At 71.4% G+C, this 26,611-nt stretch carries 26 protein-coding genes and 1 tRNA gene; 13 read left to right on the plus strand and 14 right to left on the minus strand.

Annotated elements, in window-relative coordinates; translation table 11 throughout:
• The first annotated feature begins 232 nt into the window (after positions 1-232).
• The 6 genes from paaA (at position 233) to QHG49_RS17340 (ending at position 5,147) form a co-directional block, all read left to right on the plus strand.
• A complete protein-coding gene (paaA, locus tag QHG49_RS17315; RefSeq protein ID WP_159703181.1) occupies positions 233-1,267 on the plus strand; it encodes a 1,2-phenylacetyl-CoA epoxidase subunit PaaA in 1,035 nt (344 codons plus the stop codon).
• Positions 1,264-1,551: a 1,2-phenylacetyl-CoA epoxidase subunit PaaB gene (paaB, locus tag QHG49_RS17320; RefSeq protein WP_145486907.1), complete on the plus strand. Its 288-nt coding sequence runs from the start codon at positions 1,264-1,266 to the stop codon at positions 1,549-1,551. Before paaA ends, paaB begins: the two co-directional genes overlap by 4 nt.
• A complete protein-coding gene (gene paaC / locus QHG49_RS17325; RefSeq protein ID WP_159703178.1) occupies positions 1,548-2,279 on the plus strand; it encodes a 1,2-phenylacetyl-CoA epoxidase subunit PaaC in 732 nt (243 codons plus the stop codon). Before paaB ends, paaC begins: the two co-directional genes overlap by 4 nt.
• Entirely contained in the window at positions 2,273-2,827 is a 555-nt protein-coding gene (gene paaD / locus QHG49_RS17330; protein ID WP_301490245.1) for a 1,2-phenylacetyl-CoA epoxidase subunit PaaD, read from the plus strand. Before paaC ends, paaD begins: the two co-directional genes overlap by 7 nt.
• Complete coding sequence (gene paaE, locus QHG49_RS17335) at positions 2,827-3,891, plus strand: 1,2-phenylacetyl-CoA epoxidase subunit PaaE (RefSeq protein WP_159703172.1); 1,065 nt, start codon at positions 2,827-2,829, stop codon at positions 3,889-3,891. Before paaD ends, paaE begins: the two co-directional genes overlap by 1 nt.
• Positions 3,892-4,004: 113 nt before the next feature.
• On the plus strand, positions 4,005-5,147 hold the full coding sequence (locus tag QHG49_RS17340) for an acyl-CoA dehydrogenase family protein (protein WP_159703169.1): 1,143 nt from the start codon (positions 4,005-4,007) through the stop codon (positions 5,145-5,147).
• Positions 5,148-5,171: 24 nt separating this feature from the next.
• Here QHG49_RS17340 and QHG49_RS17345 read toward each other — a convergent pair whose 3' ends face one another.
• The 6 genes from QHG49_RS17345 to QHG49_RS17370 all read right to left on the minus strand — a co-directional run bounded on the left by QHG49_RS17345 (position 5,172) and on the right by QHG49_RS17370 (position 11,127).
• A complete protein-coding gene (locus QHG49_RS17345; protein WP_086811240.1) occupies positions 5,172-5,501 on the minus strand; it encodes a rhodanese-like domain-containing protein in 330 nt (109 codons plus the stop codon).
• A gap of 49 nt (positions 5,502-5,550) precedes the next feature.
• Positions 5,551-6,363 (minus strand): hypothetical protein, encoded by an 813-nt coding sequence (locus tag QHG49_RS17350; RefSeq protein ID WP_159703166.1) that lies wholly within the window; start codon positions 6,361-6,363, stop codon positions 5,551-5,553.
• Positions 6,364-6,609: 246 nt separating this feature from the next.
• Positions 6,610-8,112 (minus strand): DUF2252 domain-containing protein, encoded by a 1,503-nt coding sequence (locus tag QHG49_RS17355; RefSeq protein WP_159708367.1) that lies wholly within the window; start codon positions 8,110-8,112, stop codon positions 6,610-6,612.
• A 225-nt stretch (positions 8,113-8,337) separates the two neighbouring features.
• Positions 8,338-8,871 (minus strand): MarR family winged helix-turn-helix transcriptional regulator, encoded by a 534-nt coding sequence (locus QHG49_RS17360; RefSeq protein WP_301490247.1) that lies wholly within the window; start codon positions 8,869-8,871, stop codon positions 8,338-8,340.
• A gap of 249 nt (positions 8,872-9,120) precedes the next feature.
• Entirely contained in the window at positions 9,121-10,593 is a 1,473-nt protein-coding gene (locus tag QHG49_RS17365) for an MFS transporter (RefSeq protein WP_301490248.1), read from the minus strand.
• 450 nt (positions 10,594-11,043) lie between these two features.
• Positions 11,044-11,127: transfer RNA gene (locus QHG49_RS17370), tRNA-Leu, on the minus strand.
• Between the two features lie 714 nt (positions 11,128-11,841).
• Here QHG49_RS17370 and QHG49_RS17375 point away from each other — a divergent pair.
• The 6 genes from QHG49_RS17375 (at position 11,842) to pknB (ending at position 20,096) form a co-directional block, all read left to right on the plus strand.
• Positions 11,842-12,717, plus strand: coding sequence for a DUF3662 and FHA domain-containing protein (locus QHG49_RS17375; RefSeq protein WP_159703160.1), 876 nt, complete (start codon positions 11,842-11,844; stop codon positions 12,715-12,717).
• A 10-nt stretch (positions 12,718-12,727) separates the two neighbouring features.
• On the plus strand, positions 12,728-13,270 hold the full coding sequence (locus tag QHG49_RS17380) for an FHA domain-containing protein (RefSeq protein WP_301490249.1): 543 nt from the start codon (positions 12,728-12,730) through the stop codon (positions 13,268-13,270).
• A gap of 140 nt (positions 13,271-13,410) precedes the next feature.
• Positions 13,411-14,973: a Stp1/IreP family PP2C-type Ser/Thr phosphatase gene (locus QHG49_RS17385; RefSeq protein WP_186337915.1), complete on the plus strand. Its 1,563-nt coding sequence runs from the start codon at positions 13,411-13,413 to the stop codon at positions 14,971-14,973.
• A gap of 27 nt (positions 14,974-15,000) precedes the next feature.
• Complete coding sequence (locus tag QHG49_RS17390) at positions 15,001-16,440, plus strand: FtsW/RodA/SpoVE family cell cycle protein (protein ID WP_159703157.1); 1,440 nt, start codon at positions 15,001-15,003, stop codon at positions 16,438-16,440.
• Positions 16,437-17,912: a penicillin-binding protein 2 gene (locus tag QHG49_RS17395; protein ID WP_159703154.1), complete on the plus strand. Its 1,476-nt coding sequence runs from the start codon at positions 16,437-16,439 to the stop codon at positions 17,910-17,912. Before QHG49_RS17390 ends, QHG49_RS17395 begins: the two co-directional genes overlap by 4 nt.
• A 195-nt stretch (positions 17,913-18,107) precedes the next feature.
• Positions 18,108-20,096, plus strand: a complete 1,989-nt coding sequence (gene pknB, locus QHG49_RS17400; RefSeq protein WP_145488871.1) for a Stk1 family PASTA domain-containing Ser/Thr kinase — start codon at positions 18,108-18,110, stop codon at positions 20,094-20,096.
• 73 nt (positions 20,097-20,169) lie between these two features.
• Here pknB and QHG49_RS17405 read toward each other — a convergent pair whose 3' ends face one another.
• From QHG49_RS17405 to QHG49_RS17430, 6 genes are all read right to left on the minus strand, one after another.
• A complete protein-coding gene (locus QHG49_RS17405) occupies positions 20,170-20,916 on the minus strand; it encodes a class E sortase (protein WP_159703151.1) in 747 nt (248 codons plus the stop codon).
• A gap of 15 nt (positions 20,917-20,931) precedes the next feature.
• Positions 20,932-21,984 (minus strand): class E sortase, encoded by a 1,053-nt coding sequence (locus tag QHG49_RS17410; RefSeq protein ID WP_370530478.1) that lies wholly within the window; start codon positions 21,982-21,984, stop codon positions 20,932-20,934.
• Positions 21,981-22,619 (minus strand): aminodeoxychorismate/anthranilate synthase component II, encoded by a 639-nt coding sequence (locus QHG49_RS17415; RefSeq protein WP_086809121.1) that lies wholly within the window; start codon positions 22,617-22,619, stop codon positions 21,981-21,983. Before QHG49_RS17415 ends, QHG49_RS17410 begins: the two co-directional genes overlap by 4 nt.
• Positions 22,616-22,777, minus strand: coding sequence for a hypothetical protein (locus QHG49_RS17420; RefSeq protein ID WP_046423650.1), 162 nt, complete (start codon positions 22,775-22,777; stop codon positions 22,616-22,618). Before QHG49_RS17420 ends, QHG49_RS17415 begins: the two co-directional genes overlap by 4 nt.
• A 61-nt stretch (positions 22,778-22,838) precedes the next feature.
• Complete coding sequence (locus QHG49_RS17425) at positions 22,839-23,537, minus strand: class E sortase (protein WP_301490260.1); 699 nt, start codon at positions 23,535-23,537, stop codon at positions 22,839-22,841.
• A gap of 21 nt (positions 23,538-23,558) precedes the next feature.
• Complete coding sequence (locus QHG49_RS17430) at positions 23,559-24,347, minus strand: DUF881 domain-containing protein (protein ID WP_145488863.1); 789 nt, start codon at positions 24,345-24,347, stop codon at positions 23,559-23,561.
• Positions 24,348-24,498: 151 nt separating this feature from the next.
• Here QHG49_RS17430 and crgA point away from each other — a divergent pair, with 151 nt between their 5' ends.
• Positions 24,499-24,753, plus strand: a complete 255-nt coding sequence (crgA, locus tag QHG49_RS17435) for a cell division protein CrgA (protein ID WP_046423655.1) — start codon at positions 24,499-24,501, stop codon at positions 24,751-24,753.
• A gap of 235 nt (positions 24,754-24,988) precedes the next feature.
• Here crgA and QHG49_RS17440 read toward each other — a convergent pair whose 3' ends face one another.
• Both QHG49_RS17440 and QHG49_RS17445 read right to left on the minus strand, forming a co-directional pair.
• Positions 24,989-25,906: a rhomboid family intramembrane serine protease gene (locus tag QHG49_RS17440; protein WP_301490261.1), complete on the minus strand. Its 918-nt coding sequence runs from the start codon at positions 25,904-25,906 to the stop codon at positions 24,989-24,991.
• Between the two features lie 95 nt (positions 25,907-26,001).
• Positions 26,002-26,532, minus strand: a complete 531-nt coding sequence (locus QHG49_RS17445) for a peptidylprolyl isomerase (RefSeq protein ID WP_145488860.1) — start codon at positions 26,530-26,532, stop codon at positions 26,002-26,004.
• Between the last annotated feature and the right edge of the window lie 79 nt (positions 26,533-26,611).

Here is a 26,611-nt window from a genome sequence, read left to right on the forward strand (position 1 = left end):
CCCGGCCACCGAGCGCAGCCCCGGGGCCCGGACCCCGCCGTCCCCGCACGCTTCGTCCACAGACACCGCCCGCCCGGATCCCACGCCCTCGGATCCCGCTCGTCCACAGGTTCCGCGCGGAGTTTTCCACAGCGGTTGACACTGTCCGGCGGCCCGGCAACCATTGATGACGCACGGACCGAACGATCGGTCGGGAGACTCCCACCGCAGAGCCCGAGGTCAGGGGGATCGCATGGCCACAGCAGCCGCGCAGGGCACGGCCCGCCCGGAGGCGGACGGCGCCCGGCACACCACCGGGGACGAGGCGGAACACCAGCACGCCTTCGACGCGGCGGTGGCCGCCGACGAGCGCATCGAACCGCGCGACTGGATGCCCGACGCCTACCGCGCGACGCTGGTCCGCCAGATCGCCCAGCACGCGCACTCCGAGATCATCGGGATGCAGCCGGAGGCCAACTGGATCACCCGCGCGCCCTCCCTGCGCCGCAAGGCGATCCTGATGGCCAAGGTCCAGGACGAGGCGGGGCACGGCCTGTATCTGTACAGCGCGGCGGAAACCCTCGGCACCGGCCGGGACGAACTGCTCGACAAGCTGCACAGCGGCCGCCAGAAGTACTCCTCGATCTTCAACTACCCCACGCTGACCTGGGCCGACGTCGGCGCGATCGGCTGGCTGGTGGACGGCGCCGCGATCACCAACCAGGTGCCGCTGTGCCGCTGCTCCTACGGCCCGTACGCACGCGCCATGGTGCGGATCTGCAAGGAGGAGTCCTTCCACCAGCGCCAGGGGTACGAGCTGCTGCTGGCCCTGAGCCGGGGCACCCCGGAGCAGCACGCGATGGCGCAGGACGCGGTGGACCGCTGGTGGTGGCCCTCGCTGATGATGTTCGGCCCGCCCGACGACGAGTCCCAGCACTCCGCCCAGTCGATGGCCTGGAAGATCAAGCGCCATTCGAACGACGAGCTGCGCCAGCGCTTCGTCGACATCTGCGTCCCCCAGGCCGAGTCCCTGGGCCTCACCCTCCCCGACCCGGACCTCAGGTGGAACGAGGAGCGGGGGCACCACGACTTCGGCAGCATCGACTGGACGGAGTTCTGGGAGGTCCTCAAGGGCAACGGGCCGTGCAACGAACAGCGCCTGACCCAGCGCAGGCGCGCCCACGACGAGGGCGCGTGGGTGCGGGAAGCGGCCGCCGCCCACGCGGCCAAGCACAGCGGCGGCACCGCGGCCGCCGGACACCGGACGACGGGAGCGGAGCGAGCATGAGCACCACCGACTGGCCCCTGTGGGAGGTCTTCGTGCGCTCGCGCCGCGGCCTGTCCCACACCCACGCCGGCAGCCTGCACGCGCCCGACGCCGAGATGGCGCTGCGCAATGCCCGCGATCTGTACACCCGCCGCGGCGAGGGCGTCTCCCTCTGGGTCGTCCCGGCCACCGCGATCACCGCGTCCTCGCCGGACGAGAAGGACCCCTTCTTCGAGCCGGCCGCCGACAAGCCGTACCGGCACCCGACCTTCTACGAGATCCCGGAAGGGGTGAAGCACCTGTGACCGCCACCGGCCCCGCCACCGTCCCGGTGACCGCCGCGCTCGCGCTCGGCGACGACGCCCTGGTGCTCTCCCACCGCCTGGGGGAGTGGGCCGGGCACGCGCCCGCCCTGGAGGAGGAGGTCGCCCTCGCCAACATCGCCCTCGACCTGCTCGGCCAGGCCCGGGTGCTGCTGTCCCTGGCGGGCGACGAGGACGAGCTGGCCTTCCTGCGCGAGGAGCGCTCCTTCCGCAACCTCCAGCTGGTCGAGCAGCCGAACGGCGACTTCGCCCACACCATCGCCCGCCAGCTGTACTTCTCCACCTACCAGCATCTGCTGCACGCCGAACTCGCCACCGGGGACGGCCCGTTCGCGCCGCTGGCCGCGAAGGCGGTCAAGGAGGTCGCCTACCACCGCGACCACGCCGAGCAGTGGACCCTGCGTCTCGGCGACGGCACCGGGACCAGTCATGAGCGGATGCGGCGCGCCTGTGACGCGCTGTGGCGGTTCACCGGGGAGATGTTCCAGCCCGTGGAGGGACTGGACGTCGACTGGGCGGTCCTGGAGTCCCGTTGGCTGGAGTCGGTCACCTGGGTGCTCGACCGGGCCACCCTGACCGTCCCGGAGGGGCCCCGCACCGGGGCCTGGTCGGCGGGCGCCGGGCGGCAGGGCGTCCACACCGAATCCTTCGGCCGGATGCTCGCCGAGATGCAGCATCTGCACCGCAGCCATCCGGGGGCGTCATGGTGACCGCCACCGCCCTGGAGGCGGAGCTGCTGGAGCTGGCGGGTTCGGTTCCCGACCCCGAGCTTCCGGTGCTGACGCTCCACGAACTGGGCGTGGTGCGCGCGCTGCGTCTGCACGGCAGCGATGCCGCCGAGGTCGATCTGACCCCCACCTACACCGGCTGCCCGGCCATCGAGACGATGTCCCTCGACATCGAACGGGTCCTGCGGGAGCACGGCCTGCGCGAGGTGTCGGTGCGTACGGTGCTCACGCCCGCCTGGTCGACCGACGACATCACCCCCGAAGGCCGTCGCAAACTGAGGGAGTTCGGCATAGCTCCCCCGAGGACGCGCGGGACCTCCGGTCCGATACCGCTGGCCCTCGGCCCGACCCGCACCGGCGCCATGGAAGCCACCGGGGCCGCCGGCACCGTCGAGGCCGAGCCGGTCCACTGCCCGCACTGCGGCTCGGCCGACACCGAGCTGCTGAGCAGGTTCTCCTCCACCGCGTGCAAGGCGCTGCGCCGCTGCCTGTCCTGCCGCGAACCGTTCGACCACTTCAAGGAGTTGTGATGGCGCGCTTCCACCCCCTCCAGGTGGCCGCGGTCGACCGGCTCACCGACGACTCCGTCGCCCTCACCCTCACCGTCCCGGCCGAACTGCGCGCGGAGTACCGGCACGCGCCCGGCCAGCACCTCGCGCTGCGCCGCCGGGTGGACGGCACGGAGGTGCGGCGCACCTACTCGATCTGCTCCCCCGCCCCCGCCCCGGACGGCGAGGGCCCGAGCAGTCTGCGCGTGGGGGTGCGGCTGGTGGAGGGCGGCGCCTTCTCCACCTACGCGCTGAAGGAGATCAACATCGGGGACGAGCTGGAGGTCATGACCCCGGCCGGCCGCTTCACCCTGGAACCGGCGCCGGGGCGGTACGCGGCGATCGTCGGCGGCAGCGGCATCACCCCGGTGCTGTCCATCGTCTCCACCCTGCTGGCGCGGGAGCCGGAGGCCCGGTTCTGCCTGATACGGGGCGACCGTACGGCCGCGTCCACGATGTTCCTTGAGGAGGTCGCCGACCTGAAGGACCGCTACCCCGAGCGGCTTCAGCTGGTGACCGTGCTCTCCCGGGAGGAGCAGCAGGCGGGCCTGCCGTCCGGCCGGCTCGACCAGGGGCGCCTCACCGGACTGCTGCCCGCGCTGCTGCCGGTGGAGCGGGTGGCGGGATGGTTCCTGTGCGGTCCCTACGGGCTGGTGCAGGGCGCCGAGGGGGCGCTGCGCGGGCTGGGCGTGGACCGCGCCCGGATCCACCAGGAGATCTTCCACGTGGACTCGGGTCCGACCGCGGCGGGCACCGCGCCGGGGGCCGCGCACAGCACGGTCACCGCCCGGCTCGACGGACGCGGCGGCACCTGGCCGGTACAGGAGGGCGAGTCCCTGCTGGAGACCGTGCTGCGCAACCGCCCCGACGCGCCCTACGCCTGCAAGGGCGGGGTCTGCGGCACCTGCCGGGCCTTCCTGGTCTCCGGCGAGGTCCGCATGGACCGCAACTTCGCCCTGGAAGAGGAGGAGACGGATGCCGGGTACGTACTGGCCTGCCAGTCCCATCCGCTGACCGAACAGGTGGAGCTGGACTTCGACCGGTGAGGCGCACACCGCGGAACGTTCCGTGGAGGGGAACCGCCGATCTTCCCTTCTCCTAGAACCTGTTCTATCTTGACGGCCCGTCAGATGACGCCGCACCGTCGGAGGGACAGGCCGTGGACTTCACCTTCACCGAGGAGCAGCAGGCGGCGGCCGAGGCGGCGCGGGGGGTGTTCGCCGGTGTCGCGCCGGACGCGGTGCCCAGCCCGGCGCTGACTCCGGGCGCCGTGGCCGAGGGCCTCGACCGGGAACTGTGGTCCCGGCTGGCCGGCGCCGATCTCCTGAGCCTGCTGCTCGACGAGGCGTACGGCGGCGCGGGCCTGGACGCGATCGCCCTGTGCCTGGTGCTGCGGGAGTCGGCGAAGGTCCTCGCACGGGTGCCGCTGCTGGAGCACAGCGCGGCGGCTGCGGTCGTGGGGGCCTACGGGAGCAAGGAGTCGGGGGAGCGCCTGCTGGAGCGCGCCGGGCACGGGGAGCTGGTGCTGACCGTCGCCGCGAGCGGGCGCAGCGGCCATGACCCGGCCGAACTCGCCGTCACCGCGCGCCGGGAGGGCCCGGGTTGGGTGCTGGACGGGGTGCAGACGGCGGTGCCGTGGGCGTACGACGCGGACCTCGTCGTCGTACCGGCGCACATCGAGGGCGCGGCGGCCGGGGGGAGCGTGCTCGCGCTGCTGCCCCGGGGGCTGGGCGGGGTGACGCTCGTCGAGCAGGTGTCCACCAGCGGGGAGCGGCTGGCCGAGCTGCGGCTGGCGGGGGCGCGCCTTGAGGCGGCCGAGGTCATCGAGGCCGAGGGCGCCTGGGAGTGGCTGCACGCGCTGCTCGCCACGGGCACCTGCGCGCTGGCACTCGGGCTGGGTGAGCGGGTGCTGGAGATGACCGCCGAATACACCGGCGGGCGCCAGCAGTTCGGGCACCCGATCGCGACCTTCCAGGCGGTCGCCGTGCAGGCCGCCGACCGGTACATCGATCTGCGGGCCATGGCGGCCACCCTGTGGCAGGCCGCGTGGCGGATCGCCTCCGGAGCGCCGGGGGCGCTGCCCGCCGCCGGGGATGTCGCGGTGGCGAAGATCTGGGCGGCGGAGGGCGTGCGCCGGGTGGTGCAGACCGCGCAGCATCTGCACGGCGGCTTCGGCGCGGACACCGACTACCCCCTGCACCGCTACCACGCCTGGGCCAAGCACCTGGAACTGGCGCTCGGCCCGGCGGCGGCGTACGAGGAGCGGCTCGGCGACCTGCTGGCGGCGCACCCGCTCGGCTGACCGCCGGTGGCCGGGGGAGAGAAGTCAGATCACGTGGCCCGGGCGGCCGTCGTCGGTGGTGACCGGGCGGCCCGCGGCGGCCCAGGACTGCATGCCGCCGTCGATGTTCACCGCGTCGATGCCCTGCTGCACCAGATACATGGTGACCTGGGCGGACCGGCCGCCGGAGCGGCAGATCACATGGACGCGGCCGTCCTGCGGGGCGGCCTCGGTCAGCTCGCCGTAACGGGCCACGAACTCACTGGTCGGGATGTGCAGCGCTCCCTCGGCGTGGCCAGCCTGCCACTCGTCGTCCTCCCGGACGTCCAGCAGGAAGTCGTCGTCCTTGAGGTCCGTGACACCGACGGTGGGCACACCAGCTCCGAAATTCATGACTCCGACGCTACCCGACGGCGGGCCCGGGTCAGTCCTGCGCCAGCAGGGCCGCCAGTTCCGCCTCGCGCCGGGTGATGTCGGCGCGGAGCTTGTCGGCGATCTCCGCCAGCAGCGCGTCCGGGTCGTCGGGGGCGAGGCGGAGCATGCCGGCGATGGCGCCGTCCTCCAGTTCGCGGGCGACCAGGTTGAGCAGTTCCTTGCGCTGGGAGAGCCATTCGAGGCGGGCGTACAGCTCCTCGGCGGGGCTCGGGCGCCGCTCGGGCGGCACCGGTCCGGCGGCCCATTCCTCGGCAAGTTCCCTCAGCAGGGCCTCGTCACCGCGGGCGTAGGCGGCGTTGACGCGGGTGAGGAACTCCTCGCGCCGGGTGCGCTCGTCCTCTTCCTGCGCCAGGTCGGGGTGGGCCTTGCGGGCGAGGTCGCGGTAGAGCTTGCGGGCCTCCTCGCTGGGCCGTACCCGCTCCGGGGGGCGTACCGCCTGGTCGGTGAGCATGGCGGCGGCCTCGGGGTAGAGGCCGTGGCCGTCCATCCAGCCGTGCATCAGCTCCTCGACGCCGGCGAGCGGCAGGACGTTGGCGCGGGCCTCCTGGGCGCGGCGCACGTCCTCCGGGTCACCGGTGCGGGCGGCGGTCGCCTCGGCGATCTCGGCGTCCAGTTCCTCCAGGCGCAGATAGAGCGGGCCGAGCCGCTGTTCGTGCAGCCGGGAGAAGTTCTCGACCTCGACGCGGAAGGTCTCCACGGCGATCTCGTACTCGATCAACGCCTGCTCGGCGGCCCGTACGGCCTGTTCGAGCCGCGCCTCGGGGCGGGGGGCGTGGGGCTGTTCGGCTTCCGGGGTGGTCACCCGCCCCAGCGTAGTCGCTGCGCTCGGCTTCGAGCGGGGGGCGGAGGGGGCGGGGCCGGGTCGGTGCGGGTCGGTGTGGATGTGTGCTGGTGGCGGGGGGTGGCGGATCGTCGTGGGGCGGGCGGACTCGTCGGCGGGTGCGGGTGCGGGTGCGTTGGGGCTGGGCGCGCAGTTCCCCGCGCCCCTCGGGGGGTTGCCGTGGCGCCCCCGAGAAAGCCCAGCCCCCGGGCGGGAGGAGTCGAGGCCCTACACGCCTAGCTCCGCCGCTATGCGGCCCGTGCGTATGGCCGTGATCAGGGTGGCGTGGTCGGACTCGGTGATGTCGGCGTAGGTCAGGGCGAAGGCGGCGATGGCGTCGTCCAGGTCTTCGTTCTTGCCGCAGTAGCCGGCGATCAGACGGGGGTCGGCGCTGTGGGAGTGGGCGCGGGCCAGCAGGGCGCCGGTCATGCGGGCGTAGTCGTCGACCTGGTCGGCGGCGAGGGCGGCGGGGTCGACGCTGCCCTTGCGGTTGCGGAACTGCCGTACCTGGAAAGGCCGTCCGTCGACCGTGGTCCAGCCCAGCAGGGTGTCGCTGACCACCTGCATCCGCTGCTGCCCGAGGACGACCCGGCGGCCCTCGTGCGCGACCGGCCGGCCCTCGAAGCCGGCCGCGGACAGATGTGGGAGCAGCGCGGAGGGGCGGGCCTCCTTCACCTGGAGGACCAGCGGGTGCTCGCGGTGGTCGAGGAGCAGGACCACGTACGAACGGGTGCCGACGCTGCCGGTGCCGACCACGCGGAAGGCCACGTCGTGCACCGTGTGCCGGGCGAGCAGGGGGCGGCGGTCCTCGGACAGGGTCGTGAGGTACTCCTCCAGGGACGAGGCGACCGCGGCGGCCTCGCCGTCCGGTATCCGGCGCAGCACCGGCGAGGCGTCCACGAAGCGCCGCCCGCCGTCCGGGTGCGGCTCGGTCGACTTCGCCGCGAACCGGCCGCTGGTGTTGGCCCGCGCCTTCTCCGAGACCCGTTGCAGGGTGCCGAGCAGGTCGTGGGCGTCGGCGTGGGAGACCAGTTCCTCGTCCGCGATGGCGTTCCACGCGTCCAGCACCGGGAGTTTGGCCAGCAGCCGCATGGTGCGGCGGTAGGCGCCCGCCGCGTCCCGCGCCGCGGCACGGCAGGTGTCCTCGTCGGCGCCGGCCTCGCGACCGGCCAGCACCAGCGAGGTGGCGAGCCGCTTCAGGTCCCACTCCCAGGGGCCGTGCACGGTCTCGTCGAAGTCGTTGAGGTCGATGACGAGACCGCCGCGGGCGTCGCCGTACAGCCCGAAGTTGGCGGCGTGCGCGTCACCGCAGAGCTGCGCGCCCACCCCGGTGACGGGGGTGCGGGCCAGGTCGTACGCCATGAGTCCGGCGGAGCCCCGCAGGAAGGCGAAGGGAGTGGCCGCCATCCGGCCCACGCGGATCGGGGTCAGCTCCGGTATCCGGCCGGCGTTGGACTCGACGACGGCGCTCACCGCGTCCGGGCGGGCGGCGTCCGGTGCGAAGAGGGCGTGGTCGCGGCGCGGCACCCTCGTGCGCAGCGCCTTGCCCTCCTCCTTGGGCGAACCCTGCCGGGGCCACTCGGCGAACCCGCGCACCGGGGGCAGTCTGCGCGCCCCGCCCTCGGACCGCTCCCCCGGCTCCCCGCGCCTGCCCTGCCGCGGCTCACTCACCACGCCCGCACCGCTCCCGGCCACAGCGACCGCCTCCCCCGTACGCATCACGACGAACATCAACTCGGCAAGACCGTACAGCCGCCCCGGGAAACCGCGTCAGCCCTGTGGACAACCCGGCCGCTGTGGAAAACCCACTCGCCGATTCGCCCGCCGATTCGCCCGTCGAGCCGCTCGCCGATTCGCTCGAAGGCCCCTCGCCGACCCGCTCGGGCGGCAGCCCCGCCGACCCACCCGCCGGCCCACCCGCCCGTCACGGGCAAGCCCGGCACCCCGGCAGCCGGTTCACCGCACCGACGCGCCGTCCCCCGCCTCCCCGCCCAGGTTCTCCGCCAGTTGGAACAGCGCGGGCAGGGCGTTCCCGATGGCCGCGCGGGCGTCGTCGTCGAGCGCGCCGAGCGCGGCGTCGATGCGGCGTTCATGCGCCGTGGTCCAGGCCGCGAGCTTCTCGCGGCCCGCGTCGGTGAGGGTGACGACGGAGGCGCGGCGGTCGGCGGCATCGACGTCCCGCGCGACCAGCCCCGCGCTGATCATCTGACCGATCAGCCCGCTGACCGTGCTCGGCGCCAGGCGCCGGCGCGCGGCGAGGTCGCTGATCCGCGCGGGAGAGTGCTCGCCGAGCACCTGGAGCAGCTCGACCTGCGCCATGGGGAGCGTCTCCCACGGGTAGTCCGTGCGGATCGAGGAGCGCAGCGCGCGGCGCAGCCGGGTGACGGCCTCGGTGAGCAGACGGGCCTCGGGCGCCTGGGCGGCGGGGGCGGAACCCGCCTGTCCGACGGGGCCGGGCGCGGAGACATCGGGGCGTGACTGCGCGGACATGCGGAAAGCGTAGCCGGGCGGACTCCGCGAACGGCCGGGCCGTCCAGGGCGCGGACCACCCCCGACACCGACCCGAGACCCACCTGCCCCCGACTCCGACATCACCCGACACGGCCCCGGCCTCACCCCACCTCCGCCCCCGGCGCCCACCCGCCCCCGCAACTCCGGCATCACCCCGACTCCGACCCCGACACCACCCCCGACACCACCCCCGAAACCCCCTCAAGAAGCCCCTCCCCCAGGGCCCCCTCACACCCCCTCACGCCCCTCCCGCACCCCACCCCTCACCCCCTCCCTCGCCCCGAACCAAGCCGCCCCCACCGCCACGACCGACGCCACCACCAGCACCACCACGGCCGCCCGGATCCCGTCCCGGCCCGTGCTCCCGCCACCCCCCGCCTGCAAGGCGAGCGTGACCAGCGCGACCCCGAGCGCCGTTCCCAGCCCCCGGGTCATGTTCACGAGCCCCCCGCCCGTCCCGGACGACCGCGCGGGTATCGCGCCCATGATCAGCGCGTTGTTGGCCGGGGTGAACATCCCCAGCCCCAGCCCGGTCACCGCGAGCACCGGCACCAGCTCACCGATCCCCGGCGGCACCACCAGCAGCGCGGCCGACGCCGCCGTGAAGACCGCCGCCCCGGCCAGGCACCGCCCCCGGTCCGAGAGGCCGCGCGGCAGCACCCGGTCGCACCCCGTCGCGGCCAGCGCGAACCCGGCCGGCAGCGCGGTGAGCACCAGCCCCGCCGTCAGCTCGGACACGCCCCGCGCGGTGAGCACGACGGGCACCAGCACCAGCGGCCCGAACAGCACCAGGTAGCCGCTCAGGGCGCCCGCCAGGCCGTACGCCACCGCCCGTACCCGCAGCAGGGCGAGGTCGAGCAGGGGAGCGGCCGCCCGCCGCTGGCGTCGTACGAAGGCCCGTCCGGCGCCGGCCGCGACGACGAACAGCGCGGCCACGCCCCAGCCGGGCACCGGCAGCCCGGAGGCCGCGGAGACGCCCATCAGGGTGCCGGTGGTGGCGACGGCCAGCAGCAGGAGCCCCGGCCAGTCGAAGCGGGTGACCCGGGTACGGGACCGGGTGCGGGGCAGCAGATAGTGGCCGCCGACGAGCGCGACGACACCGACGGGCACGTTCACCCAGAACACCCAGCGCCAGCCCAGGGTGGACACCAGGGCGCCCCCGACCGTCGGACCCAAAGCCAGCCCCAGGGCCTGCGCCGCGGCCTGGACGCCGAGCGCGCCGCGCATCCGCTCGCGGGGCGCGCTGGTGGTCACCAGTGCCACGCTGTTGGCCTGCATCATGGCCGCGCCGGCCGCCTGGACCACGCGGAACGCCACGAGGGCCCAGAGCGAGGGCGCGAAGCCGCAGGCCGCGGAGGCGAGCGTGAAGACGGCGAAGCCGTACAGGTAGAGCAGTTTGCGGCCGTGGGCGTCGGCAAGGCGGCCGGCGGGCACCAGCAGCGCCACCAGGGCGAGCAGATAGGCCAGCGAGACCCACTCGACGGCCGCGAGCGAGGCGTCGAAGCCGGTGCGCAGCCCGCCGTAGGTGAGCGTGACGATGCTGGCGTCCAGCTGGCCCATGAACGCGCCGAAGCACACCGCGGCCACGGCCAGCCACCAGCCGTTCGGCCGGGCGCGGATCGCCTCGGGGCGGGGCCGCTCCGAGGTGAGCAGCGCGAACCCCCGCCGTACGGACGGGCGCGGTCGCGTGTCGGTGACCATGCCTCCAGATTACAACGGTCACCGAAATACTTGGCTAGCGTCCTATCTCGCCCCTCCCCCGGAAAGGCCCCCCGGCACCACCCACAGGAGCGACCCTCGCCCCTCCTAGGCGACACCCGGGCAACCAGACGAGCTCCTGGGGTGGGTGAGTGCTTTTTCGGTGGGTCAGGTTTCCGATGCCTCGTCAAACGGCAAGGCGGCAGGCGGCAGGCGGCAGGCGGCAGGCGGCAGGCGGCAGGCGGCAGGCGGCAGGCGGCAGGCGGCAAGGGGAGGGATGCCTGCCGAACGCCGTCAAACGCCCCTGAGAGCTTGCTCACACGGCCCGCGCTCCGGCGACTCACCGTCGGCCGGGCTTCGTTCGCCACGCCCGGCGGGGCGGTCAGCGCCGGATAAGAACGTAAAAAAGAGGAATGGGCGGCATCGCCATCGCGATGCCGCCCATTCCCTCTGTGCGCGAGGGGGGAGTTGAACCCCCACGCCCTTTCGGGCACTGGAACCTGAATCCAGCGCGTCTGCCTATTCCGCCACCCGCGCATTGGGTGTGTCTTCCGGCTTCTGCCCTTTCGGGCTGGCCCCTTCCGACATGCAGAACATTAGCACGTCGTACGGGGTGGGTTCACATCCCTTTCCCAGGGCCCCTGACCAGCCCCTCCGCAGTCACCCCGCACCGGCCGGCCCCGGCCCGCCCCGTCGGAGAACACCGCCGGAAGAGCACCACCGGAAGACCACCACCGGAAGAACGCCACCGGAAGAACGCCACCGGAAGAACGCCACCGGAAGACCATCGCCGACAAGGCGCCATCCGCACGCCCCCTTCGCACGCCGCCCGCGCCCCCTCCACGCCCCGGCCGCCCCCGTGGTCGCACTCACCCGCCACCCCGCCCCACCCCACCCGGCCGACCCGCACCGTGACCGTCCCCACACCCGTGACCATCCGCACAGCGCCCGGCCGTTTCACCGCGTATCAAGGAGTCCCGGTTCACGTATCAACCTCGTACCGGTCCCGGCCATCTCCCCAGGAGAGGGGCGGGGGCGGGGCCGGGTGCGGGACACTGGTCTTCGCCCGGCTCTACGATCCATGCCGGGGAGGAGTTCCAAGCGGAGCCGCTGGGGGAACCGGCTGTTTGCCGGGGGCGTGGATACGATCAGTAAGCAGTACCGGCGGTACCGGGCAGGGCAACGCACAGAGCACCACACGCACCACACAGAGCAGGGCAAGGAACCGACAAGGGACGGAGGAGGTGCCCCATGGGAGTCCTGAAGAAGTTCGAGCAGCGTCTCGAAGGTCTGGTGAACGGCACCTTCGCCAAGGTCTTCAAGTCCGAGGTCCAGCCCGTGGAGATCGCGGGCGCGCTCCAGCGGGAGTGCGACAACAACGCGACCATCTGGAACCGCGACCGCACCGTCGTACCCAACGACTTCATCGTGGAGCTCAGCGCGCCCGACTACGAGCGCCTCAGCCCCTACTCCGGGCAGCTCGGCGACGAGCTGGCCGGCATGGTGCGTGACTACGCGAAGCAGCAGCGCTACACCTTCATGGGCCCGATCAAGGTGAACCTGGAGAAGGCCGAGGACCTGGACACCGGCCTCTACCGGGTGCGTTCGCGCACCCTCGCCTCCTCCAGCGACCAGCAGGCGGGCCCCTCGGCACAGGGAGCGCAGGGACAGGGCCACGCGGCGGCCCCGGGCCGCAGCGGCCAGGACGGGTACGGCTATCCGCCCGCCATGCCCGCCGGCGCGCCCCCCATGCCCGCCGCCCCGCCGCCCGGCGCCCGCCCCGGCGGCTACGGCTACCCGCAGCCCGCCACCCAGCGCCCCGCGGCCGCCCCGATGAGCGGCGGACGCACCCGCTACTGGATCGAGATCAACGGCACCCGCCACCAGATCTCCCGGGCGACCCTGGTGCTGGGCCGCAGCACCGAGGCCGATGTGCGGATCGACGACCCCGGCGTCTCCCGCCGGCACTGCGAGATCCGGACCGGAACGCCCTCGACGATCCAGGACCTCGGCTCCACCAACGGCATCGTGGTGGACGGCCAGCACACCACCCGCGCTACGCTCCGCGACGGCTCGCGGATCGTCGTGGGCAGCACCACCGTTATCTATAGGCAAGCCGAAGGGTGAAGCGGGGGCAATGTCAGAGCTGACCCTCACGGTCATGCGGCTGGGTTTCCTGGCCGTACTGTGGCTGTTCGTGATCGTGGCCGTGCAGGTCATCCGCAGCGACCTGTTCGGTACGCGCGTCACTCAGCGCGGATCGCGGAGGGAGGCCGGGCGGGCCCAGCCCACGAGCGGCCGCCAGGCCGCCCGGCAGCAGGCCGCGCCCCCGCAGCAGCGCGCCCAGCAGAGCGGCGGTGGTGGCGGCGGCCGGCGCGGGCGCAACGCCCCCAGCAAGCTGGTCGTGACCGAAGGCACACTGGCCGGCACCACCGTGACGCTCCAGGGCCAGACCATCACGCTGGGCCGGGCGCACGACTCCACGATCGTGCTGGACGACGACTACGCCTCCAGCCGCCATGCCAGGATCTACCCCGACCGCGACGGCCAGTGGATCGTCGAGGACCTGGGGTCGACCAACGGCACCTACCTGGACCGGTCCCGGCTGACGACTCCCACGCCGATCTCGCTGGGCGCGCCGATCCGCATCGGCAAGACCGTCATCGAGCTGCGGAAGTAGTGCTACATCATGAGTGAGCGCGAGCGGAGCGAGCACGCGGCGGCGGACCGCCTTCCGGTCCCCGCCGCGCTCCCGACCGGAGGGTGGGCAGTGTGGCTCGACACGACCGGCTGCATTCGGAGCCGACGGGCGAGGTGCGCATGAGTCTGTCACTGCGCTTTGCCGCCGGTTCGCACAAGGGCATGATCCGCGAGGGCAACGAGGACTCCGGTTACGCCGGCCCCCGCCTGCTCGCGATCGCCGACGGCATGGGCGGCCAGGCGGCCGGCGAGGTCGCCTCCTCCGAGGTGATCTCCACCCTGGTCACGCTCGACGACGACGTGCCCGGCTCCGACATCCTCACCTCCCTCGGCGTGGCCGTGCAGCGCGCCAACGACCAGCTGCGCTCCATGGTCGAGGACGACCCCCAGCTCGAAGGCATGGGCACCACGCTGACCGCGCTGCTGTGGACCGGGCAGCGGCTCGGCATGGTGCACGTCGGCGACTCCCGCGCCTATCTGCTGCGCGACGGGCTGCTCACCCAGATCACGCAGGACCACACCTGGGTGCAGCGGCTCGTGGACGAGGGCCGGATCACCGAGGAGGAGGCCACCACCCATCCGCAGCGCTCGCTGCTGATGCGTGCCCTCGGCAGCGGCGACCATGTCGAGCCCGACCTGTCCATCCGCGAGGTGCGCGCCGGCGACCGGTACCTGATCTGCTCCGACGGCCTGTCCGGCGTCGTCTCCCACCAGACGATGGAGGAGACCCTCGCCAGCTACCAGGGCCCGCAGGAGACCGTGCAGGAGCTGATCCAGCTCGCGCTGCGCGGCGGCGGCCCGGACAACATCACCGTGATCGTGGCCGACGTCCTCGACCTGGACACCGGCGACACGCTCGCGGGCCAGCTGTCCGACCAGCCGGTCGTGGTCGGCGCGGTCGCCGAGAACCAGAGCCATCTGCACGACAACGGGATCATGCAGACCCCGGCCGGCCGCGCCTCCCACCTGGGCCGCCAGGGCAACGGCGGCGGCGAGTTCGGCCCGCCCGGCTCCGGCGACAGCACCGGCTACGTCCCGACCGGCAGCTTCGACGAGTACGCCGACGGCGACTTCACCAAGCGCAAGGGCCGCAGATGGCTGAGGGCGTCGCTGTACAGCGCCCTCGCCCTCGCGGTCATCGGCGGCGGCCTGTACGGCGGTTACCGCTGGACGCAGACGCAGTACTACGTCGGCGCCAACGAGGAGCACGTCGCGCTGTACCGCGGGATCAGCCAGGACCTGGCCTGGGTGTCGCTGTCGAAGATGCAGCAGGACCACCCGGAGATCGAACTCAAGTACCTGCCGTCGTACCAGCAGAAGCAGGTCAAGGCCACGATCGCCGAGGGCGGCCTCGACGACGCCCGGTCGAAGATCCAGGAACTGGCCGTGCAGGCCTCCGCCTGCAAGAAGGAGACGGAGCGCCAGGACGCCGAGCGCACCCAGCCGGGCGAGCCGCACACGGGCAAGTCCAGCGGCACCAAGTCCGACACGGGCGCCACCGGCACCGTGAGCACCGCCGCCTTCACCCAGACGACCGCGACCACGAACCCCAAGACGTCCCCGTCCACGGGCACGCCGGGAGCTTCGAAGTCTCCGTCCACGACCCCGTCCGCGACCCCCAGCCCCGGCCCCACCCTCTCGGAGGATGAGCAGAAGGTCGTCTCGCTGTGCGGTAAGCAGTAGGCAAGCCGTGAGAGGCCCTGTCACACGATGAGCAGTACGACTAACTCGCCGACGCACCACACGTCCACCATCGGCGCGATCGGCGCGCCGAGCCGCCGCAACACCGAACTGGCCCTGCTGGTCTTCGCGGTGCTGATCCCGGTGTTCGCCTACGCCAACGTGGGCCTGGCCATCGACAACCAGGTGCCCGCCGGGCTGCTGAGCTACGGCCTGGGCCTCGGCCTGCTGGCCGGCGTGGCCCATCTCGTCGTACGGAAGTTCGCCCCGTACGCCGACCCGCTGCTGCTGCCGCTGTCCACCCTGCTCAACGGGCTCGGCCTGGTCTGCATCTGGCGCCTGGACCAGTCCAAGGCGCTCCAGCAGATCCATGTCGCGGGCGGCAAGGCGACCAACCAGCTCATGTACACGGCGATGGGCATCGCCCTGTTCGTGGCGGTGCTGTACTTCCTCAAGGACCACCGCACGTTCCAGCGCTACACCTACATCTCCATGATGTGCGCGCTGCTCCTGCTGCTGCTCCCGCTGGTCCCGGGCCTCGGCCTGAACGTCTACGGCGCCAAGATCTGGATCTCCGTCGGCGGTTTCACCATCCAGCCCGGTGAGTTCGCCAAGATCGTGCTGGCGATCTTCTTCGCCGGCTATCTGATGGTGAAGCGCGACGCGCTGGCCCTCGCCAGCCGCCGGGTCATGGGCCTCTACCTGCCGCGCGGCCGCGACCTCGGGCCGATCCTCGTGGTCTGGGCGATGTCCATCCTGATCCTGGTCTTCGAGACCGACCTCGGTACGTCGCTGCTGTTCTTCGGCATGTTCGTGATCATGCTGTACGTCGCCACCGAGCGGACCAGCTGGATCGTCTTCGGTCTGCTGATGTCCGCGGCCGGCGCCGTCGGCGTGGCGAGCTTCGAGCCGCACGTCAAGATGCGTGTGCAGGCATGGCTCGACCCGCTGAAGGAGTACAAGCTCTCCCAGCAGGGCGTCGGCGGCCACTCCGAGCAGGCCATGCAGGCGCTGTGGGCGTTCGGCTCCGGCGGCACCCTCGGCACCGGCTGGGGCCAGGGCCACTCCGAGCTGATCAAGTTCGCCGCCAACTCCGACTTCATCCTCGCCACCTTCGGCGAGGAGCTGGGCCTGGCCGGCCTCATGGCGATCCTGCTGATCTACGGCCTGATCGCGGAGCGCGGCGTGCGCACCGCCCTCGCCGCCCGCGACCCGTTCGGCAAGCTGCTCGCCATCGGCCTCTCGGGCGCCTTCGCGCTCCAGGTCTTCGTCGTGGCCGGCGGTGTGATGGGCCTCATCCCGCTGACCGGTATGACCATGCCGTTCCTCGCGTACGGCGGTTCGTCCGTGATCGCCAACTGGGCGCTCATCGGCGTCCTGATCCGCATCAGCGACACCGCACGCCGCCCGGCACCCGCCCCCGCAGCCAACCCCGACGCCGAGATGACCCAGGTGGTCCGCCCGTCATGAACAAGCCCCTGCGCCGGATCGCGATCTTCTGCGGCCTGCTCGTGCTGGCCCTGCTCGTCCGCGACAACTACCTCCAGTACGTCAAGGCCGACAGCCTGCGCACCGACCCGCTCAACCGGCGGGTCGCCATCGAGCGCTACTCCGCGCCGCGCGGCGACATCATCGTGGACGGCAACCCGGTGACCGGCTCGACCGAGGTCAAGCACGGCGACTTCAAGTACAAGCGCACCTACAAGAACGGGCCCATGTGGGCCCCGGTGACCGGCTTCTCCTCCCAGGCCTTCGGCGGCACCCAGCTGGAGAACCTGGACGACGGCATCCTCACCGGCAACGACGACCGGCTCTTCTTCCGCAACACCCTGGACATGATCACGGGCAAGCCGAAGCAGGGCGGCAATGTCGTCACCACGCTCAACGGCGCCGCGCAGAAGGCCGCGTACAACGGTCTGAAGGCGGTCGGCGGCAAGGGCGCGGTCGCCGCGCTCGACCCGGCCACCGGCAAGATCCTGGCGCTGGCCTCGTACCCGTCGTACGACCCCTCGTCCTTCGCGGGGAACACCGACGCCGACGCCAAGGCCAGGAACAAGCTCCTGAAGGAGAACGACCCGGCCGACCCGATGCTCAACCGGGCGCTGCGCGAGACCTACCCGCCGGGCTCCACCTTCAAGGTGGTCACCGCGGCGGCGGCGCTGGAGAACGGCCTGTACACCTCGCCCGACCAGAAGACCAACTCGCCGCTGCCGTACATCATGCCGGGCACCACGACCCCGCTGAACAACGAGGGCAACCTGCCCTGCAAGGACGCGCCGATGCGGGTCGCGCTCCAGTACTCCTGCAACACCGTCTTCGGCAAGATCGGCGCCGACCTCGGCAACGCCAAGATGCTGGCGGAGGCGAAGAAGTTCGGCTTCGACGCGCAGCAGTTCACCCCGGTCCGCTCCAACGCCTCGGTGTTCTCGGACAAGATGAACGCCTCGCAGACCGCGCTGTCCTCCATCGGCCAGTACAACACCGCCGCGACCCCGCTCCAGATGGCCATGGTCGCCTCGGCGGTCGCCGACGACGGCAGGCTGATGAAGCCGTACATGGTGGACGAGCTGGAGGCCTCCAACCTCGACCCGGTGGAGAAGACCAAGCCGCAGGAGATGAGCCGGCCGCTGTCCGCGCAGAACGCGCAGCTCCTGCAGTCGATGATGGAGACCGTGGTCGACAAGGGCACCGGTACCAACGCCCGGATCCCCGGCATCAAGGTCGGCGGCAAGACCGGTACCGCCCAGCACGGTGTGGCCAACAGCGCCAACCCGTACGCCTGGTTCATCTCCTACGCCAGGCTCCCCGACGGCAGCTCCCCGGTGGCCGTGGCCGTGGTCGTCGAGGACGAGCACGCCAACCGCGACGACATCTCCGGCGGCGGCCTGGCCGCGCCGATCGCGAAGAAGGTGATGGAGGCGGTCATCAACTCCAAGAAGTGACGACCGGAAGTGACAACCGGAAGTGACGACCATCACATCAGCTTCATAAGGACGCACGTTGCGATACCGGTCCGATATCGGGATCCGGGCTTGTCCAGGTCATACAAAGGGAGCCGGGTACCGTAGGCCCGGACGGCAGCCCCGGCGCGCAGCGATGTGACGGCCGGGACCGACGGAGAGGGCTGGTAGGTAGCTATGGAAGAGCCGCGTCGCCTCGGCGGCCGGTACGAGCTGGGCCACGTGCTCGGCCGTGGTGGCATGGCGGAGGTCCACCTCGCGCATGACACCCGGCTCGGCCGCACGGTGGCGGTGAAGACGCTGCGCGTCGACCTCGCGCGCGACCCGTCCTTCCAGGCCCGGTTCCGCCGGGAGGCCCAGTCGGCCGCCTCGCTCAACCATCCCGCGATCGTCGCGGTCTACGACACGGGTGAGGACTACATCGACGGGGTCTCCATCCCGTACATCGTGATGGAGTACGTCGACGGTTCCACCCTGCGTGAGCTGCTGCACTCCGGCCGCAAGCTGCTGCCGGAGCGCGCCATGGAGATGACCATCGGCATCCTCCAGGGCCTGGAGTACGCCCACCGCAACGGCATCGTCCACCGCGACATCAAGCCGGCCAACGTCATGCTGACCCGGGGCGGTCAGGTCAAGGTCATGGACTTCGGCATCGCCCGTGCGATGGGCGACTCCGGCATGACGATGACGCAGACCGCGGCGGTCATCGGCACGGCCCAGTACCTCTCCCCCGAGCAGGCCAAGGGCGAGCAGGTCGACGCCCGCTCCGACCTGTACTCCACGGGCTGCCTCCTCTACGAGCTGCTGACGGTCCGGCCGCCCTTCGTCGGCGACTCCCCGGTGGCCGTGGCCTACCAGCACGTCCGCGAGGAGCCCCAGGCGCCCTCCGTCTTCGACCCCGAGATCACCCCCGAGATGGACGCGATCGTCCTCAAGGCGCTGGTCAAGGACCCGAACTACCGCTATCAGTCGGCCGACGAGATGCGGGCCGACATCGAGGCGTGCCTGGACGGCCAGCCGGTCGGCGCCACCGCCGCGCTGGGCGCGGTCGGTTACGCCGGCTACGGCGACGAGCAGGCGACCACCGCGCTGCGCCCGGAGTCGCCCGCGGCCGCCACGGCCATGCTCCCGCCGATGAACGGCGACGACGGCTTCGGCTACGACGACCGCCCCGACCGGCGCCGCCAGCAGCCGAAGAAGTCGAACACCTCCACGATCCTGCTGATCGTCGCCGGTGTCCTGGTGCTGATCGGCGCCATCCTGATCGGCAAGTACGCGTTCAGCGGGCACGGCGTGGACGACAAGCCCTTGGTGCCCAACTTCGTCGGCCTGTCCGAGAAGGACGCCCGCGACACCGCCGCGAACGTCGATCTGAAGGTCACCGTCTCCGGCCGCAAGGCCTGCGAGGACCAGCCCAAGGGCATGGTGTGCTCGCAGGATCCGGCGAAGGGCGCGAAGGTCGACAAGAACACCACCGTCGGCCTGGTGATCTCCACGGGCGCCCCCAAGGTGGACGTGCCGGACGTCCGCGGCATCCAGTTCGACAAGGCCGAGGCCCAGCTCAAGGACAAGGGCTTCGACGTCGACCGCAAGGACGTGGTGTCGACCCAGCCGCCGGGTGTGGTCACCGACCAGGACCCGCAGGGCGGAACGGCGAAGCAGAAGGGCACCACGATCACCCTCACCGTCGCCAAGGCGGAGGAGAAGGTGACCATCCCGGGCGATGTCGTCGGCAAGTCCTGTGACGACGCCAAGGCCGAGCTCCAGGGCATGGGCCTGGTGCCGACCTGCAACGACCAGCCGACCGACAACGCGGACGACGACGGCAAGGTCCTGTCGATCAACCCGCCGGCCGGCCAGCAGGTCGCCAAGAACACGCCGATCGCGGTCAACGTCGGCAAGGCGCAGAGCGGTCAGGTCCAGGTCCCGGGCATCCAGGGCAAGAAGCTCGGCCAGGTGAAGCAGATGCTCGCCCAGGCGGGCCTGTCGCTCGGCAACGTCACGGGCGCGAACGACGACAACGCGCTGGTCATCAACTCGAACCCGGCGCCCGGCACCCAGGTCGACCAGGGTCAGTCCATCGATGTGACCACCATCGGCGGGGGCAACCAGGGCAACAACGGTGACGACGGCGGCGGCAACCTCTTCGGAGGCATGGACGGCTGACACGGTCGTACGAGCGCGTGGGCCCCTGCCGGAAGACTCCGGCAGGGGCCCACGCGCGTTCCCGGCGGAGCACTCAGCGCAGCTCCGCCGGGGGCGTCCGCCTGCTGTCGACCTTCTGGACCCGGACCAGTTCGCCCCACACGATGTAGCGGTAGCGGGAGGTGTAGACGGGGGTGCAGGTGGTCAGCGTGATGTAGTGGCCGGGCTTCTTCCAGCCGGACTCCTTGGGGACCGCGTCGACGACGCCGACGTCGTACTTCGAGGTCTCCGGGAGGATCGAGGAGACCTTGTAGACGTACCAGTCGTCCCGGGTCTCGAAGACGATCGGGTCGCCCTTCTTCAGCTTGTCGATGTTGTGGAACTTCGCGCCGTGGCCGTCGCGGTGGGCGGCCAGGGTGAAGTTCCCCTTCTTGCCGGTCGTCGGGAGCATCGCCTTGACCGGGTCGGTGTAGTAGCCGGCCACACCGTTGTTGAGGACGTCGGTGCTGGTGCCCTTCTCGACCAGGACCGAGCCGTTCTCCATCGCGGGCACGTGCAGGAAGCCGACGCCGTCCTTGGTGTCCAGCGCGCCGGGCGCGTCCGTGCTCTGCGCCCAGTGCTCGCGCACCTTGTCGGCCTCCTTGTCGGCCTTGCGGTCCGCCAGCACGTTCGTCCACCACAGCGAGTAGACGACGAAGAGGCCGAGCAGCACGCCCACGGTGATGAGCAGTTCACCGAAGACGCTGACGGCCTGCGCGATCCTGCCCGGACGTCGCCGCCCGGCGGGCTCCGGGTCGGGCGCGGCAGTGTGTTCTTCGGTCTCGTCGGCGGTCGCTGCCACAGTGGTTCCTAGCCCTTACTCGATGAGCGCGTCCGGCTTGCCCTTGCTGCGGGGGCGTACCTCGACCATCTTGCCCCAGACGATCAGCCGGTACTTGCTGGTGAACTCGGGTGTACAGGTGGTCAGGGTGATGTAGCGGCCGGGCTTGGTGAAGCCCGAGCCCTTCGGGATCGGGTCCAGCACGCTGGTGTTGGACGGCGAGGTGACCGGGAGGGTCGACGTCACCTTGTAGACGAAGTACGTGTCCTGGGTCTCGACCACCACGGGGTCGCCGGGGGTGAGCCTGTTGATGTAGCGGAACGGCTCGCCGTGGGTGTTGCGGTGCGCCGCGAGCCCGAAATTACCGGTCTTGGCGTCCGGCATCGCCGTCTTCAGCGGCGCCTCGCCGTAGTGCCCGACCATGCCCTTGTCGAGGACCCGGGTGGTGCTGACGCCCTCCGCGATCGGCGCCACCACGTCCAGCTTGGGGATGTGCAGGATGGCGAAGCCCTGCCCGGGCGCGAAGACCCCCGGGTTGCGCTTGCCGTTCGCCCAGTCGTCCTGGAGCTGATGGGCCTCGCTGCCGGCCTGCGCGTGCGCGCGGACGTTGGTCCACCACAGCTGGTAGGTGACGAACAGCAGCATCAGCACGCCGGTGGTGATGAACACCTCACCGATCGCGCGGCTCGCGACCACCCCGGGCCCCGGCTTGGCCAGCCGTGCCCGCCGCCGGGCCTCGACCCGGGTCGGCGGGCGGTCCGGATCGTCCTCGGTCCGGGCGGGGGACGCCGTCGGCGCGGGCGCGGCGGCGGACCTCCCGGAAGCGGCGTCCGGGGCCGGCCGCTCCCGGCGCCCGCCGCGCCGCTTGGCCGCCTTTCTGCGGGCCGCGCGGCCACCGGGGGCGGGTGCGGGGCCGGAGGGGGCCGCTGGGGCTCCAGAGGCCCCTGTGGGGCCCGTGGACGGCGGTTCGGCGACCCGCAGGGCCATCGTCTCCGCGTCGAAGGGAGCTTCGTCGGGCGCACCGCCGCGGGACTCGTACGGTTCCCCGTCGCCGTACAAGTCCTCGCGCTCGGGGCGCAGGGCGGTCACGCCGTGGCCCTGCCCACCACCGGGGCGAGCCCCGCCGACCTCGCCACGGCACCCTGGTCGCCGCACTCCGCCAGCCAGTTGGCCAGCATCCGGTGGCCGTGCTCGGTCAGCACCGACTCCGGGTGGAACTGCACACCCTCGACGGGCAGTTCACGGTGGCGCAGGCCCATGATGATGCCGTCGTGGGTGCGGGCCGTGACCTCCAGCTCGGCCGGGACCGTCGCGGGCTCGGCGGCCAGGGAGTGGTAGCGGGTCGCGATGAAGGGGGAGGGCAGCCCGGCGAAGACGCCCTTGCCCTCGTGCTCGACCGGGGAGGTCTTGCCGTGCAGCAGCTCGGGCGCCCGGTCCACCACGCCGCCGTACGCCACCTGCATCGACTGCATGCCCAGGCACACGCCGAAGACCGGCACCCCGGTGGCCGCGCAGTGCCGGACCATCTCCACGCAGACCCCGGCCTGCTCGGGGGTGCCGGGCCCGGGTGAGAGCAGGACGCCGTCGAAGCCGTCCTGCGCGTGCGCGGTCGACACCTCGTCGTTGCGCAGCACCTCGCACTCGGCGCCCAGCTGGTACAGGTACTGGACGAGGTTGAAGACGAAGCTGTCGTAGTTGTCCACGACGAGAATGCGCGCACTCACTGGTTGTCCACCGTCACATCGTTGAAGGGCAGCAGCGGCTCGGCCCACGGGAAGACGTACTGGAACAGGACGTAGACCACCGCCAGGACCAGGACGACGGAGACCAGCAACTTCACCCACACGTTTCCCGGCAGATGCCGCCAGAACCAGCCGTACATGCCGTCCTTGCCGTCCCTTCCGTATCCCTACGGCACCAGACACACGCCGTACGTCACCAGACTAGCGGCGCAGCGCGTCCGGTTCGCCTGACTCCACAGGCCGGGTGGAGTCCAGATGCGCCCAGACGATCAGCCGGTGACTGTGGCCCCATTCGGGATCGCACGTGGTCAGCGTCAGATAGCGGCCCGGACGCGGGTAGCCGGACTTCCGTGGCACAGGGTCGATGACGCCGATGTCGGTCGGGACGGTTTTGTAGGGCCCTTTGTCGATCCGATACGTGAACCAGGTGGTTCCGTCGGTGAGCACCACCGCGTCCCCGGGCCGCAGCCGGGGGAAGTCCTCGAGCGGATCGCCGTACGTGCGCCGGTGCCCGGCCACCGCGAAATTGCCCACCTGGCCGAGCCGGGCGGTGCCGCTGTAGTGCGCGAGCCCCTTCGCCAGCACGTCCCGGCCGGTGCCTTCGAGGACGGGCTTGTTCCACGTGGAACCGAGCCGGGGGATGTACATGATCGCGAAGGGCTTGCCGTAGCGGTACGGCGCCGGGGGCGGGGGCGCGGCGGCGGGGTCGCCCGGAGCGGCGGTGGCCGTCGCGGCCGGCACGCTGCCCGTGGACCACTGCCGGTGCAGCTGGTCGATCTGGCCGGCCATGGCGCCGTCGGCCCGTACGCCGGTCCAGAAGAGGACGTAGGCGACGAAGAGCACGATCAGGGTGCCCACGGTGACGCACAGCTCGCTGAGAGTCCTCACGATCAGGCGCACCGGCGGCTCCTGGGCGGGCGGCTACTGCACGGGCTTCGCGTAGTGCAGGTCCACTGTGCCGGAGTAACCCGGAAGAGTCACCGTGCCGTCGTCGGCGACTTTCCAGCCGAGGCCGTAGACGTTGACGTAGACCATGTAGGTCTGAATCGCCTTGCTGTCCGCGAGCGCCTGCTGGAGCCGCCCCGGGTCCCCGATCGCCGTGATCTTGTACGGCGGTGAGTAGACGCGGCCCTGGAGGATCAGCGTGTTGCCGACGCAGCGGACCGCGCTGGTGGAGATCAGCCGCTGGTCCATGACCTTGATGCCCTTGGCGCCGCCCTGCCACAGGGCGTTCACCACGGCCTGGAGGTCCTGCTGGTGGATGACCAGGTAGTCGGGCTGCGGCGGGGGGTAGCCGGGGAGCTTGGCGGTGGCGTTGGGCGGGGCGTCGTTCAGGGTGACGGTGACGGCCCTGCCGGTGAGTTCCTGGGTGCCCGCGCTCTTCTCCAGGCCGGTCAGCCGCCGGTCCTGGGCCTTGGTGCTGCCGCCGTCGCTCTTCGCCAGCGACTCCACGCCGTCGCGCAGGGAGGCGTTGGACTCGTCGAGGTCCTTGTTCTTGCGGCTGCGCTGCTGGATCAGGTCGGACAGTTTCAGCAGGGAGCCGTCCTGACGGATGTCGGTGCCCTTGGCCGTGTCGAAGCTGGTGAAGAAGATCAGGCCGGCGAGCGCGAAGACGGCCGCGGTGAGCATCCGCACCGGGCGCACCCGCGGCCCGCGACGGGGGCCGGAACCCATTGCTCCCGTACCGGGGGAGTCGGCAGAATTGCTCAACGTACCCTTGCTCTCCTTCGGCGCCACGGAAGCACTACGCTAACGGACGCCCGGGGGAGCACACAGAGTCGTCATGTTGGCCACTTGTACGCTGCCCGAGCCCGACCAGTTACCTGCGCGGCCACGCAGCGCATCGACAGGAGAGACCCTCGTGCCGAAGTCACGTATCCGCAAGAAGGCCGACTTCACGCCGCCGCCGGCGAAGCAGGCCGCGGCGATCAAGCTGAACAGCCACGGCTGGGTCGCCCCGGTCATGCTGGCCATGTTCGTCATCGGCCTGGCCTGGATCGTCGTCTTCTATGTGACCGACGGCTCGCTGCCCATCGACGCGCTGGACAACTGGAACATCGTGGTCGGCTTCGGCTTCATCGCCGCCGGGTTCGGCGTCTCCACGCAGTGGAAGTAGCACGGCTCCGCTGAGTTATCCACAGGCCCGAGGATTTCCACAACCCCCTGGGGAAAAGACTACGATCTGTGGATAACTCATCGAGCGTTGACGCCGGTACGACTGCCGTACCGGTTGCCACACATTAGTTCGCACCCCAGTCGACCTGCGAAAACACATCCGAGCGGTAACTCGCGCAGTTGATACCGCACGGTGTGCACAAGATCCGCCACCCGCTGTGGACAACGGTTCGGTATCAGGTGAGCTGAGCCGTCCTGACCAGGGTGAGAACGGCCACCACCACGAACACCAGCGCACAGGTGCCGTACTGGACGAGCGCCCGGTGGCGGCGCGGGGCGTGCACCATCGCGTAACCGGTGACGACGCCCGCCACCAGGCCGCCGACATGTGCCTGCCAGGCGATGTTGAAGCCCGGGGTGAAGGTGATGATCAGGTTGATCACCAGCAGCGCGAACAGCGGCCGCATGTCGTAGTTGAGCCGCCGCATCAGCACGCCGGTGGCGCCGAAGAGGCCGAAGATCGCTCCGGAGGCGCCGAGCGAGGGCGCGTTCGGGGCGGCGAGCAGATAGGTGAGGGCGCTGCCCGCGAGGCCCGAGACGGCGTACAGGGCGAGATAGCGGGCGCGGCCGAGCGCCGCCTCCAGGGGGCCGCCGATCCACCACAGGCTGAGCATGTTGAACAGCAGATGCGTGAACCCGGCATGCAGGAACATCGCGGTCAGCAGGCGGTAGTACTGGCCCTGGGCGATGCCCTGCACCCCCGGGATCAGGGGCGTGTACGCCTGCCCGATCACCTCGAAGCGCTGGGTGAAGCCCTCGCCGACAGCCAGCTGCACCAGGAACAGGGCGATGTTGATCCCGATCAGCACCTTGGTGAGCAGCCGGGGGTCGGCCGTCACGGTGCCGCCCGCCACGGTGCGCGGGCGGGCCGCGGCCATGGTGCGTCCGGCGCCACCGCCCGGCGTGTGCTGGTGGGCGGGACCGCCCCCGTGGACGCACTCGGGGCACTGGAAACCGACGGAGGCGCTGACCATGCACTCGGGGCAGATGGGACGCTCACAGCGGGTGCAGCGCACCCCGGTCTCACGGTCCGGGTGCCGGTAGCACACGGGCACGCTCCGGGCGTCCGGCGCGCTGCTTACGACGTGGTCCATGATCCCCTCGCTCCTCTGGCACTCCCCCGGCACATACCCCGCCCCGCCCATCCTTACGGACGAGCGGGGCGTTTGGTTCCCCGTGGGGCGTGGTGTCAGCTCTCGCGGGTCTCGACGACGACCGACTCGATCACGACGTCCTGGGCCGGACGGTCGTTGCGACCGGTCTTCACGGCCGCGATCTCGTCCACGACCTTCTGGCTGGCCGGGTCGGTGACCTCGCCGAAGATGGTGTGCTTGCCGGTCAGCCAGCTGGTCGGCGCCACGGTGATGAAGAACTGCGAGCCGTTGGTGCCCGGACCGGCGTTGGCCATGGCCAGCAGGTAGGGCTTGTTGAAGGACAGGTCGGGGTGGAACTCGTCCCCGAACTTGTAGCCCGGGCCGCCGATACCGGAGCCCAGCGGGTCGCCGCCCTGGATCATGAAGCCGCTGATGACACGGTGGAAGACCGTGCCGTCGTACAGCGGGTCGTTGCTCTTCTTGCCGGACGCCGGGTGGGTCCACTCGCGCTCGCCCTTGGCCAGCTCGACAAAGTTCTTGACCGTCTTCGGCGCGTGGTTCGGGAACAGCCGGACCTCGATGTCGCCGTGGTTGGTCTTCAGGGTGGCGTAAAGCTCCTCAGCCACGATCTGCCTTCCGTCGTCTTCTGTCGTCTTCCTGTGACCTCCGATCCTCGCATGGGTGGGTACGGGCGGCGCCAGTCGG

It is taken from the genome of Streptomyces sp. WP-1 (assembly GCF_030450125.1).
Lineage (GTDB): Bacteria > Actinomycetota > Actinomycetes > Streptomycetales > Streptomycetaceae > Streptomyces > Streptomyces incarnatus.

Bases quoted from the DNA above. Each gene is read 5' to 3' on its own strand.
- paaA (WP_159703181.1), top strand. From the start codon at position 233: ATGGCCACAGCAGCCGCGCAGGGCACGGCCCGCCCGGAGGCGGACGGC.
- paaB (WP_145486907.1), top strand. From the start codon at position 1,264: ATGAGCACCACCGACTGGCCCCTGTGGGAGGTCTTCGTGCGCTCGCGC.
- paaD (WP_301490245.1), top strand. From the start codon at position 2,273: ATGGTGACCGCCACCGCCCTGGAGGCGGAGCTGCTGGAGCTGGCGGGT.
- paaE (WP_159703172.1), top strand. From the start codon at position 2,827: ATGGCGCGCTTCCACCCCCTCCAGGTGGCCGCGGTCGACCGGCTCACC.
- QHG49_RS17355 (WP_159708367.1), bottom strand. From the start codon at position 8,112: ATGTTCGTCGTGATGCGTACGGGGGAGGCGGTCGCTGTGGCCGGGAGC.
- QHG49_RS17360 (WP_301490247.1), bottom strand. From the start codon at position 8,871: ATGTCCGCGCAGTCACGCCCCGATGTCTCCGCGCCCGGCCCCGTCGGA.
- QHG49_RS17365 (WP_301490248.1), bottom strand. From the start codon at position 10,593: ATGGTCACCGACACGCGACCGCGCCCGTCCGTACGGCGGGGGTTCGCG.
- QHG49_RS17375 (WP_159703160.1), top strand. From the start codon at position 11,842: ATGGGAGTCCTGAAGAAGTTCGAGCAGCGTCTCGAAGGTCTGGTGAAC.
- QHG49_RS17380 (WP_301490249.1), top strand. From the start codon at position 12,728: ATGTCAGAGCTGACCCTCACGGTCATGCGGCTGGGTTTCCTGGCCGTA.
- QHG49_RS17385 (WP_186337915.1), top strand. From the start codon at position 13,411: ATGAGTCTGTCACTGCGCTTTGCCGCCGGTTCGCACAAGGGCATGATC.
- QHG49_RS17390 (WP_159703157.1), top strand. From the start codon at position 15,001: ATGAGCAGTACGACTAACTCGCCGACGCACCACACGTCCACCATCGGC.
- QHG49_RS17395 (WP_159703154.1), top strand. From the start codon at position 16,437: ATGAACAAGCCCCTGCGCCGGATCGCGATCTTCTGCGGCCTGCTCGTG.
- pknB (WP_145488871.1), top strand. From the start codon at position 18,108: ATGGAAGAGCCGCGTCGCCTCGGCGGCCGGTACGAGCTGGGCCACGTG.
- QHG49_RS17420 (WP_046423650.1), bottom strand. From the start codon at position 22,777: ATGTACGGCTGGTTCTGGCGGCATCTGCCGGGAAACGTGTGGGTGAAG.
- QHG49_RS17440 (WP_301490261.1), bottom strand. From the start codon at position 25,906: ATGGACCACGTCGTAAGCAGCGCGCCGGACGCCCGGAGCGTGCCCGTG.